The following is an 11360-nucleotide window of genomic DNA, read 5'->3' as shown; positions in this document are numbered from 1 at the left end:
GTCATTTCCTTGGGTCGAAAGCGTCGCGGGCGGATTCGCCGATGAACACCAGCAAGCTCAGCATGATGGCCAGTACCGCGAACGCACTGATGCCCAGCCAGGGTGCCTGGAGGTTGGATTTGCCCTGGGCGACCAGTTCGCCCAGCGATGGCGAGCCGGCCGGCAAGCCAAAGCCGAGGAAGTCCAGCGCAGTCAGGGTGCCGATGGCGCCGGTGAGGATGAAAGGCATGAAGGTCATGGTCGAGACCATGGCGTTGGGCAGAATGTGGCGGAACATGATTGCCCCGTTCTCCATGCCCAGGGCCCGTGCGGCACGCACGTATTCCAGGTTGCGTCCACGCAGGAACTCGGCGCGCACTACGTCCACCAGGCTCATCCAGGAAAACAACAGCATGATGCCCAGCAGCCACCAGAAGTTGGGCTGGACGAAGCTGGCGAGAATAATCAGCAGGTAAAGCACCGGTAACCCGGACCAGATTTCCAGAAAGCGCTGGCCGAGCAAATCCACCCAGCCGCCGTAGAAACCCTGCAAGGCACCGGCAACTACGCCGATGATCGAACTGAGAATGGTCAGGGTCAGGGCGAACAGCACCGAAACCCGGAAACCGTAAATCACCCGGGCCAGCACGTCACGACCCTGATCGTCGGTGCCCAACAGGTTATCTGCAGAGGGCGGGGCCGGGGCCGGGACTTTCAGGTCGTAATTGATGCTCTGGTAGCTGAACGGGATCGGAGCCCACAGGGTCCAGCCGTCTTTCGCCGCCAGGAGTTCCTTGATGTACGGGCTTTTGTAATTGGCTTCCAGAGGGAATTCCCCGCCAAAGGTGGTTTCCGGATAGCGTTCGAAAACCGGGAAGTACCAACTGCCGTCGTAACGCACGGCCAATGGTTTGTCGTTGGCAATCAGTTCTGCGCCAAGGCTCAGGCCGAACAGGATCAGGAACAGCCACAGCGACCACCAGCCGCGTTTGTTGGACTTGAAGCGCTCGAAGCGGCGACGATTCAGAGGAGACAACTTCATATCAATGTTTCCTGCTTTCGAAGTCGATGCGCGGGTCCACCAGTGTGTAGGTGATGTCACCGATCAGTTTCACTACCAGACCCAGCAGGGTAAAGATGAACAGCGTGCCGAACACCACGGGATAGTCGCGGTTGATTGCCGCCTCAAAGCTCATGAGGCCGAGGCCGTCCAGGGAGAAAATCACTTCCACCAACAGCGAACCGGTAAAGAAAATGCCGATGAACGCAGAAGGGAAGCCGGCAATCACCAACAGCATTGCGTTGCGGAACACATGGCCGTACAGCACGGCGCGGTTGCTCAGACCTTTGGCTTTGGCGGTGATCACGTACTGTTTGCCGATTTCATCGAGAAAGCTGTTCTTGGTCAGTAGGGTCATGGTGGCGAAGTTGCCGATCACCAATGCTGTGACCGGCAAGACCAAGTGCCAGAAGTAATCGAGGATCTTGCCGCCCAGGCTCAGTTCGTCGAAGTTGTTCGAACTCAAGCCGCGCAGCGGGAACCAGTCGAAATAGCTGCCGCCGGCAAACATCACGATCAACAGGATCGCGAACAGAAACGCGGGGATTGCATAGCCGACGATGATCGCCGAACTGGTACAGACATCGAAGTGGCTGCCATGTCGGGTGGCCTTGGCGATGCCCAGTGGGATGGACACCAGGTACATGATCAGGGTGCTCCATAACCCGAGGGAAATGGACACGGGCATCTTTTCGACAATCAGGTCAATGACCTTGGCGTCGCGAAAAAAACTGCTGCCGAAATCCAGATGCGAGTAGTTCTTTATCATGATCCACAAGCGTTCCGGGGCCGACTTGTCGAAGCCGTACATCTTCTCGATTTCTTTGACCAGCGTCGGGTCCAGCCCCTGGGCGCCGCGATAGTTGGAGCCGGCGACCGACACCTCGGCACCGCCCCCGGCAATGCGGCTGGTCGCGCCGTCGAAGCCTTCGAGTTTGGCGATCATCTGCTCCACCGGCCCGCCGGGAGCCGCCTGAATGATGACGAAGTTGATCAGCAGAATGCCGAACAGGGTCGGGATGATCAGCAGCAGGCGCCGGAAGATATAGGCCAGCATGTTATTGCTCCGTACTGGCAGGGGTGGAGTCAGGTTGCGGCACTGGCGGCGCCGGACGGGCATCGGGTTTGTACCACCAGCTGTTGAGCCCTATGTCCGACAGGGCTTTCACGCCGGGATGGCCGATGTGATCCCAGTACGCCACGCGCCAGGTCTTGATGTGCCAGTTCGGCAGCACGTAGAAACCCCAGAGCAGCACCCGATCCAGGGCTTTGGCGTGGTCCACCAGTTCCTGCCGGGTGTTGGCGTTGATCAGGCCGTCTACCAGGATGTCCACCGCCGGGTCTTTGAGGCCCATGAAGTTACGGCTGCCTGTACGGTCGGCGCTGACGGAGTGAAAGTATTCGCGCTGTTCATTACCCGGCGAACTGGACTGGGGGAAGCTGCTGACAATCATGTCGTAGTCCCGGGAGCGCAGGCGGTTGACGTATTCCGCGGTGTCCACCCGGCGGATGGTGAGTTCGATGCCCAGATCGCTGAGGTTGCGCTTGTAGGGCAGCAGGATGCGTTCGAACTGGGTCTGGGCCAGCAGGAACTCCAGTTTCATCGGATTGCCCTGGGCATCGCTCATCTTGTCGTTTTTGACCGTCCAGCCTGCCTCTTGCAGCAGCTGGAAGGCTCGCCGCAATTGAGGCCGAATCATGCCGCTGCCATCGCTGACCGGCAGTTTGAATTCTTCGCTGAACACTCGGTCGGGGATCTTGCCGCGCAAGGGTTCGAGGATTTTCAGTTCTTCGCCGGACGGTAGGCCACTGGCGGCCATTTCCGAGTTGTCGAAATAACTCTTGGTCCGGCTGTAGGAACCATTGAACAGCTGTTTGTTGGTCCATTCGAAGTCGAGCAGCAGGGTCAGTGCTTCACGCACCTTCGGATCCTGAAACACCGGGCGCCGCAGGTTCATGACAAAACCCTGCATGCCCTGGGGGTTGCCGTTGGGCAGTTCTTCCTTGATCAGCCGGCCTTCGCGTACAGCAGGCGTGTCATAGGCGGTTGCCCAGTTCTTCGCGCTGGTTTCCAGCCAGTAATCAAACTGACCAGCCTTGCCAGCCTGCAAGGCGACGTCGAAGTCGCGGTAGTAGTCGTAGGCCATAACATCGAAGTTGAACTGCCCGCGGTTGATCGGCAGGTCCTTGGCCCAATAGTCTTTGACCCGCTCGTAACGAACTGAGCGACCGGCCTTGACCTCGGCGACCTTATAGGGGCCGCTGCCCAGCGGGAAATCGAGGTTGCCCTTGGTGAATTCGCGATTGGCCCAGAAATGTTTCGGCAGCACCGGCAACTGACCGAGGATCAGCGGCATCTCTCGGCTCTGGCTGTCCTTGAACTTGAAAAGGACTCGCAGTGGATCTTCGACCACCACCTTGTCGACGCCCGCGTAATAAGCACGGTACATCGGCGCGCCATCCTTGATCAGAGTATTGAAGGAAAACTCCACGTCTTCGGCGCGGATCGGGTGGCCGTCATGAAAGCGCGCTTCGGGGCGCAGGTAAAAGCGCACCCAGGTGTTGTCCGGGGCTTTTTCGATCTTGCTGGCGATCAGCCCGTACTCAGTCATCGGTTCGTCCAGGCTGGAGCGGGCCAAGGTGTCGTAGATCAGGCCGACGTCTTCTGCGGGGGTGCCCTTGTTGATGAACGGATTGAGGCTGTCGAAGCTGCCGAATCCCGCCTGACGAAACAGTCCGCCCTTGGGCGCATCTGGATTCACGTAATCGAAATGCTTGAAATTGGCCGGGTACTTTGGCGCTTCGTCGTACATGGTCACGGCATGCTGAGGCGCCGCTTGAGCGGTACAGGCCAGCCCGGCAAGGAAGAGGCCGCCAGCCTGCATCAGCAGGGAACGCAAAACGGTCATTGAGTCTTCTCCAGGGATTTGAGCCACCACGCGCGCAGCCCCAAGGTGTAGGGCGGGGTGGTGACCATGGCGAACCGATTGCGGTACGCCAGACGATGATTGTTCAGATACCAGTTGGGAATCATGTAGTGCTGCGACAGCAGGACACGATCCAGTGCCCGCGCTGCTGCGACTTGCGAATCACGGGTTTGCGCGCCGAGAAGCTGATTGAGCAGCCCGTCTACCATCGGATTGGCGATGCCTGAGTAATTCTTGCTGCCCTTGATGTCGGCCTGGCTGGAATGAAAATACTGCCATTGCTCAAGTCCCGGGCTGAGGGTTTGCGGCATGGTCATGCTCACCATGTCGAAATCGAATTGGTCCAGCCGCTGCTTGTACTGGGCGCGGTCCACGGTGCGCAGGCTGGCGTCGATACCGATGCGCCGCAGGTCTTCGATAAACGGCTGGAAGATTCGTTCAAGGCTGGGATTGACCAGCAGGATTTCAAAACGCAGTGGTTGATTGTCGGCGTTTACCAGGCGTTGATCCGACCACTTCCAGCCTGCCTCGGCGAGCAGCTTCAGGGCTTTACGCATGGTTTCGCGGGGGATGCCGCCGCCGTCGGTCTTCGACACGCTGAACGGCTGGGTGAAAAGGCTCGCTGGCAACTGGTCGCGATACGCCGAGAGCATCAGCCATTCGGCACCCGTCGGCAGGCCCGTCGCGGAAAATTCGCTGTTTGGGTAGTAACTCATGGTGCGCGTGTAGGCATCGTTGAACAGCGTGCGATTGGTCCATTCAAAGTTGAACATCAGGCCCAGCGCTTCTCGCACTCTCAGGTCGGCGAAGGTGCTGCGGCGGCTGTTCATGAACAAGCCTTGGGTTTGCGTCGGGATCTTGTGCGGGATCTGTGCCTTGATCACCTGCCCATTGGCCACGGCGGAGAAGTTGTAGCCGGTGGACCAGTTTTTGGCCTGATGTTCGATATAGATGTCGAACTCACCGGCCTTGAAGGCTTCGAAGGCCACGTCACTGTCGCGATAGAACTCCACTTCGACCCGGTTGAAGTTGTATTTGCCACGATTGACCGGCAGGTCCTTGCCCCAGTAATCCTTGACCCGCTCAAACACCAGTTGCCGGCCGGGCATGACTTTAGTGATGCGATACGGTCCGCTACCCAGTGGCGGCTCGAAGGTGGTGGCCTTGAAGTCGCGGTCTTTCCAGTAGTGCTGCGGCAGCACCGGCAGCTCGCCCAGGCGCAGGATCAGCAGCGGGTTGCCGGCACGTTTCAGGACAAAGCGGATGCGATGGCGATTGAGGATGTCGACCCGCTGCACTTCCTGCAAAGCCGTGCGGTATTGCGGATGTCCATCCTTGAGCAGCGTTCTGTAGGAGAAGGCGACGTCGTAGGCAGTGATCGGTTTACCGTCGTTGAAACGGGCCTGAGGCCGAAGATTGAACACCACCCAGCTGCGATCTTCACTGAATTCGACGCTCTGGGCGATGAGGCCGTAGCTTGAGGTCGGTTCATCGCCAGAGGGGTCATATTGCCCGGTACCGACCATCAACGGTTCGTTCAGCTCATTGATGCCGTATTGCAGGAAGTTGCCGGTGGAAACAGGGCTGCTGCCTTTGAAGGTGTAGGGGTTGAGGGTGTCAAATGTGCCGAACGCCATCATCCGCAGGGTGCCACCTTTCGGCGCCTCGGGATTGACCCAGTCGAAGTGGGTGAAGCTGGCCGGATACTTGAGCACACCAAACTGCGCATAGCCGTGGCTTTCGCTGATGGCTGCGCATACGGGAAAGCTCAAGACCAGGCTTAGGGCGAACAGGAGGGGACGTATCACGATCCAGACGGCTTGGGCTTTTGGGTCGGTAACAGTAACAGCTTGTATCGACTGGAAAAAGGGTTGTAGCTGAGCGAAGCACCCGTTGAAGCGAGCGGGCGGCGATCCGACTTGCCCGCGAAGAACGATGACGCGGTGTTACAGATACACCGTGTCATCGTTCTTCACGGGCAAGCCTCGCTCCAACGGGCACATGGAAAGCCCGGGGCAGGTGAGAGGATGCATCAATGCGGTAGGTAAACAGTCAATGTCTGACCTGGCTTGAGTGCCGACCCGGTTCGAGGGTTCCAGCGCTTGAGATGTTGCATCTCGACATTGAAGCGCTTGGCGACCAGATACATCGAGTCACCTTTCTGGATCTTGTATTGCATGGACTTCTTGTCAGCTGACTTGGCACTGGCCGTCGCAGTGCTTTTGGCTTTGACGGTGGTGTCTTCCATGACCAGAGTCTGGCCGACCTTGAGGTTTTGCCCGGAAAGCTTGTTCCAGTGCTGCAATTCCTTGACGTCGACCTTGTTCTTCTTGGCAATGAGCGACAGGTTGTCGCCCGCTTTAACCGTGTAATTGCGGCTGCGAGCCGGTTTTGTATTCGTTGCCAGTTCTTCGAACACCGGTTGTGCAGGGCGCATGCCGGGCTGGGTCGGGATAGTTAGAGACTGGCCAATGCTCAGGTTGTTGCCGGAGAGCTTGTTGCTGCTCTTGAGGGAGCTGACCGACACCTGATAACGGCTGGCCAGGCTGGCGAGGGTATCGCCCTTGCGAACCCGATATTGCTGCCAGTCCACCAGTTCCTGCGGCTTCATGTTCGACAGGCTGGCGGTGAGCAACTGCTTCTTCGACGTCGGCACCAGCAAGTGCTGTGGGCCATCAATAGTCAGGCGCTTTTTGAAGGCCGGATTGAGCTGGATCAGCTCGTCTTCGTCGATGTCGGCCATGGCCGCGACTTTGGACAGATCCATGCGCTGGTTGAGTTCGACGACTTCAAAATACGGCTGGTTGGCAATCGGGTTGAGGTTGACGCCATAAGCCTCGGGGGCCAATACCACTTGCGACAATGCCAGCAGCTTGGGCACGTAGTCCTTGGTTTCCTGCGGTAGCGGCAGGTTCCAGTAATCCGTCGGAAGGCCGAGCTTTTCGTTGCGCTCGATGGCGCGGCTGACAGTACCTTCGCCAGCATTGTAAGCGGCCAGGGCCAGCAGCCAGTCGCCGTTGAACATGTCGTGCAGGCGGCTCAGATAGTCCATTGCCGCACCGGTGGAAGCCTGAATGTCACGGCGTCCGTCGTAAAAACTGGTCTGACGCAGGTTGAAATAGCGCCCGGTGGACGGAATGAACTGCCACAGGCCCACGGCATTGCTGCGTGAAACCGCCATCGGGTTATACGCGCTCTCGATGACTGGCAGCAGCGCCAGTTCAAGCGGCATATTGCGCTCTTCGAGACGCTCGACGATGTAATGCATATACAGGCTGCCGCGCTCGCCAGCGTTCTCCAGGAACGACGGATTGTTGGCAAACCACAGACGTTGTTGATCGATGCGCGGGTTCAGGTCGTTGCCTTGCTGCAACTGAAAGCCTTGGCGCATGCGCTCCCAGACATCTTGTGGTGGCGCAAGCGGGGCAGGCTTATGGCTTAGAAAGACCGGTTTTTGCTTGATCCCCGCTGTCAGAATGGGCGCGCGGTGGGTACTGCTCGGTTCGATATGGCTGGTGGTCTGACAGCCCGCGAGCGTAGCGCTCACGGCTACAGCGATAGCTTGTGCCAACCGAGTCAATGCGTCTGAATTGAGGGTGCTACGTATAGATGACGACATTGGCTGGGAGATAGTTCCAGGCGAAAATGTCGGGCGATTCTAGGAACAGCCCTGCCAACGGTCAACCTTTGAGAATTTTCGTGCTCATAAAGTGGCGGCTTAGAACTTGTCTTTCCATGCCCTCAGGGCCGCAAAAATCTCGCTTGGCGACTGATTAGAGGTTCCAGTCCGTTCGTCTGCTTTTTCTTTAACAGATGTTTCATTAGTACGAATGAACGGGTTTGTGAGACGTTCCAGAGCTAGATTTGAGGGCAGGCTGATACGGTTTTCAGCGCGCCACTGCGTCACTTGGGCAAGGCGATCGGCGATGTCCAGATTGTGCGGTTCTACCGCTTGGGCAAAGCGCAGATTGCTCAGGGTGTATTCGTGGGTGCAGTAAACCAGGGTGCTGTCCGGTAGCGCGTTCAGGCGACTCAGCGAATGGTGCATTTGCGCCGGAGTACCTTCGAACAGGCGACCGCAACCTGCCGCGAACAGGGTATCGCCGCAGAACAGCAGTGGCTTGGGCATGCCCGCGTGATAAAAGGCTATGTGCCCCAAGGTATGTCCGGGTACTGCGAAGACTTCGAAGTCCAGCCCGAGAACACTGATTCGATCGTTATCGAGCAGATCGACATCCCGGGCGGGGATGTTCTCGTTGGCTGGGCCCGATACCTTGGCGCCGGTGTGCTGCTTGAGCTGGGCGACGCCCCCGACGTGGTCGTGGTGGTGGTGTGTCACCAGAATGTCGCTTAAGGTCCAGTCCGGGTGTTGTTGCAGCCAGTTGAGTACGGGCGCTGCATCACCGGGATCAACCACGGCGCAGTGTTTGCTCGAAGGATCTTGTAACAACCAGATGTAGTTGTCGGTAAAAGCGGGCAATGCATCGATCTGTATCATGGCGCAGTTCGCTTGGCTGGAAACAATGAGGCATCTTAGAGTCTAATGAGGCTCGATGCGAGGATCACACATGACCAATGAAGCATTCGCCCAGGCTGATCCCGAATGGCTCGCACTGATCAGTTCAGCACGCGAATGGTTGTCCGGGCCGCTGGGGCAGCTGTTGCTGCAGGAAGAACGCCGCGTCCTTGAAGAAGAACTCGGGCGTTTTTTTGGTGGTTATCTGGTGCACTACGGCCCGTCTGCGGAAACCCCTCCGGCGGCGCAACAGGTTCAGCGCAATGTGCGCCTGGGTGCGCCTTTGCCAGGGGTGGAGATTGTCTGCGAAGAACAGGCCTGGCCTTTGAGCGAGCACGCCGCCGACGTGGTAGTGATGCAGCATGGTCTGGATTTCTGTCTGTCACCGCACGGTCTGCTGCGCGAGGCGGCCAGCAGCGTACGTCCAGGCGGGCATCTGTTGATCGTTGGCATCAATCCCTGGAGTGCGTGGGGTTTGCGTCATGTGTTTGCCAAGGACGCGCTGCACAAAGCTCGCTGCATTTCGCCGTCGCGGGTCGCCGACTGGCTGAACCTGCTGGGCTTCGCGCTGGAGAAACGTCGCTTCGGATGCTATCGTCCGCCGCTTGCTTCAGCGAGCTGGCAAGCACGTCTTGCAGGTCTTGAACGTCTTGGTAACGGCTGGCAGAGCCCTGGCGGCGGCTTCTATTTATTGGTTGCCCGCAAGCTGGTGGTAGGCCTGCGACCGTTGCGCGAGCAGCGTCGCGAACCGATGGGCAAGCTGATTCCACTGCCCATGGCCAAGGTCAATCGCACTACCTGCGAGCCTGAACAGCGCTGAAGCCAACTAATTCTGGATGTCTGTACATGAGTGATAGCGTTGAACTGTTCACCGATGGTGCCTGCAAAGGCAATCCTGGCCCTGGCGGCTGGGGGGCCTTGCTGGTCTGCAAGGGTGTCGAGAAGGAGTTGTGGGGTGGTGAAGCCAATACCACCAACAATCGAATGGAGCTGACCGGCGCCATCCGCGGCCTTGAAGAACTCAAGCGTTCCTGCAATGTGACCCTGGTGACGGACTCGCAATATGTGATGAAAGGCATCACCGAGTGGATGGTCAACTGGAAGAAACGCGGCTGGAAGACTGCCGCCAAAGAGCCGGTGAAGAATGCTGACCTCTGGCAGTTGCTCGACGAACAAGTGAATCGCCATACAGTGACCTGGCAATGGGTCCGCGGGCACATCGGCCATCCGGGTAACGAGCGCGCGGATCAGTTGGCCAATCGCGGTGTGGATGAAGTAAGAGGCATCAAGCATGCGTAGTGTTGTACTGGATACCGAAACCACCGGTATGCCGGTCACCGATGGTCACCGTATCATCGAGATCGGTTGTGTCGAACTGATCGGCCGTCGCCTGACCGGGCGGCATTTCCACGTTTATCTGCAGCCCGATCGGGAAAGTGACGAGGGCGCTATCGGCGTCCACGGTATTACCAACGAGTTTCTGGTGGGCAAGCCGCGCTTTGCTGAAGTGGCCGATGAGTTTTTCGAGTTCATCAAAGGCGCGCAGCTGATCATCCATAACGCGCCCTTCGACGTTGGCTTCATCAACAACGAATTCGCCCTGATCGGGCAGCGCGACAGAGCCACCATCACTGACCATTGCACGGTGCTCGACACCTTGCTCATGGCACGTGAGCGTCATCCAGGTCAGCGCAACAGCCTCGATGCCTTGTGCAAACGTTATGGCGTCGACAACTCGGGCCGTGAGCTGCACGGAGCTCTGCTTGACTCCGAGATTCTCGCCGACGTTTACCTGACCATGACGGGCGGCCAGACCAGCCTGTCACTGGCGGGCAATGCCAGTGATGGCAATGGTTCCGGTGAAGGCTCTGGCAACACTGCCACCGAAATTCGCCGCCTGCCGGCTGACCGGCAGCGGTGTCGGGTCATACAGGCCAGCGAAAGCGAATTGGCCGAGCACGATGTGCGCATGGCGGCCATCGCCAAAGCGGCAGGTGCCCCGGCGCTGTGGGTGCAGTTGCAAGAGGCCGCCGCGCAAGCCACGGCATGATCGAACGCTCGACCCATTCACTGACAACGTAACGGGGTCACGATTTTGGCAAATCCGGTATTAAGCATTCGGGTTGCGGACGAATGCTTCGAGGATTACATCCTCAACAGTGTGTTCACCTTCACGGTCAGTGGCTATGCCCTGGCGCAGGTGGGGGAGCGCGTCGAATGCTGGCCGTTCGAGCCGGTGGAGCCTTATAGCAAGAACTACGGCATTGATTCCCAGGAGTTCTGCGATTATCGCGACGCTGCGGACAGCACCGTGCTGGTCGCCTGGCTGGGTCCGCAAGCGGTCGGGCATATGGTGCTCAGCACTCACTGGAATGGTTTTGCGCACATTGATGAACTGGCGGTAGATGCCTCGGCGCGGCGCAAGGGCGTCGCTCGTTCATTGCTGGACGTGGCCCAGTTCTGGAGCCGAAAACGCAACCTGCCGGGGATCATGCTGGAAACCCAGAACAACAATCTGGCCGCTTGTCGGTTGTATGAGGGGTATGGATTCGTGGTTGGCGGTGTCGATCACATGCGCTATCGCGGGATCGACCCGCAGACTCGAGAAGCGGCGATTTTCTGGTATTTGATGTTTGCGTGAGTCGAAGTTGGCTGTCTAGGTCCTGATTTTGTGCACACATCCGTTGTTCAGGTAACCGCTGCTTAGGGTTGCGCTTTTACAGCGCCTCACTTTTGATAGAGCCGCAATGCCGGCCCAGTCAAAAGTAAGCATGGTCCTGTCCCGTGACAACGGACGCCGCAGGCTTTCAGGCATACCGCGTTGGCCTTTTCGCGGGCAAGCCCGGCTCCAACAGAGAGAATGCGATCTGAACTGTGG

General features: G+C 58.3%; 10 protein-coding genes. 4 read left to right on the top strand and 6 right to left on the bottom strand.

Annotation, left to right across the window (positions count from 1 at the left end; genetic code table 11):
* Nucleotide 1: 1 nt before the first annotated feature.
* The 6 genes from IV01_RS07520 to gloB form a co-directional block, all read right to left on the bottom strand.
* Entirely contained in the window at nt 2-1021 is a 1020-nt protein-coding gene (locus IV01_RS07520) for an ABC transporter permease (RefSeq protein WP_032630148.1), read from the bottom strand.
* Between the two features lies 1 nt (nt 1022).
* A complete protein-coding gene (locus IV01_RS07525) occupies nt 1023-2096 on the bottom strand; it encodes a microcin C ABC transporter permease YejB (RefSeq protein WP_032630147.1) in 1074 nt (357 codons plus the stop codon).
* 1 nt (nt 2097) lies between these two features.
* Nucleotides 2098-3948: an extracellular solute-binding protein gene (locus IV01_RS07530; RefSeq protein WP_032630146.1), complete on the bottom strand. Its 1851-nt coding sequence runs from the start codon at nt 3946-3948 to the stop codon at nt 2098-2100.
* Nucleotides 3945-5774 carry an extracellular solute-binding protein gene (locus IV01_RS07535; RefSeq protein ID WP_032630145.1) on the bottom strand — a complete coding sequence of 610 codons (1830 nt, stop codon included), beginning with the start codon at nt 5772-5774 and terminating at the stop codon, nt 3945-3947. The genes IV01_RS07530 and IV01_RS07535 overlap by 4 nt, the downstream gene beginning before the upstream one ends.
* 224 nt (nt 5775-5998) lie before the next feature.
* On the bottom strand, nt 5999-7585 hold the full coding sequence (locus IV01_RS07540) for a lytic transglycosylase domain-containing protein (RefSeq protein WP_032630144.1): 1587 nt from the start codon (nt 7583-7585) through the stop codon (nt 5999-6001).
* 99 nt (nt 7586-7684) lie between these two features.
* Nucleotides 7685-8464, bottom strand: coding sequence for a hydroxyacylglutathione hydrolase (gloB, locus tag IV01_RS07545; protein WP_032630143.1), 780 nt, complete (start codon nt 8462-8464; stop codon nt 7685-7687).
* Between the two features lie 70 nt (nt 8465-8534).
* Between gloB and IV01_RS07550 the strand changes: the two genes are divergently transcribed.
* The 4 genes from IV01_RS07550 to IV01_RS07565 are packed head-to-tail and all read left to right on the top strand — an operon-like array spanning nt 8535 to nt 11123.
* Nucleotides 8535-9302 (top strand): class I SAM-dependent methyltransferase, encoded by a 768-nt coding sequence (locus tag IV01_RS07550; RefSeq protein WP_032630142.1) that lies wholly within the window; start codon nt 8535-8537, stop codon nt 9300-9302.
* Nucleotides 9303-9328: 26 nt separating this feature from the next.
* Nucleotides 9329-9781 carry a ribonuclease HI gene (rnhA, locus tag IV01_RS07555; RefSeq protein ID WP_032630141.1) on the top strand — a complete coding sequence of 151 codons (453 nt, stop codon included), beginning with the start codon at nt 9329-9331 and terminating at the stop codon, nt 9779-9781.
* Nucleotides 9774-10532 (top strand): DNA polymerase III subunit epsilon, encoded by a 759-nt coding sequence (gene dnaQ / locus IV01_RS07560; protein ID WP_032630140.1) that lies wholly within the window; start codon nt 9774-9776, stop codon nt 10530-10532. Before rnhA ends, dnaQ begins: the two co-directional genes overlap by 8 nt.
* Nucleotides 10533-10577: 45 nt before the next feature.
* Entirely contained in the window at nt 10578-11123 is a 546-nt protein-coding gene (locus IV01_RS07565; RefSeq protein WP_032630139.1) for a GNAT family N-acetyltransferase, read from the top strand.
* Nucleotides 11124-11360 lie beyond the last annotated feature (237 nt).

The sequence above is a fragment of the Pseudomonas syringae genome, from assembly GCF_000737245.1.
Taxonomy (GTDB): domain Bacteria; phylum Pseudomonadota; class Gammaproteobacteria; order Pseudomonadales; family Pseudomonadaceae; genus Aquipseudomonas; species Aquipseudomonas syringae_J.
The sequence above is the reverse complement of the archived record's forward strand: the minus strand, read 5'-3'. Positions and strand labels throughout refer to the sequence as shown.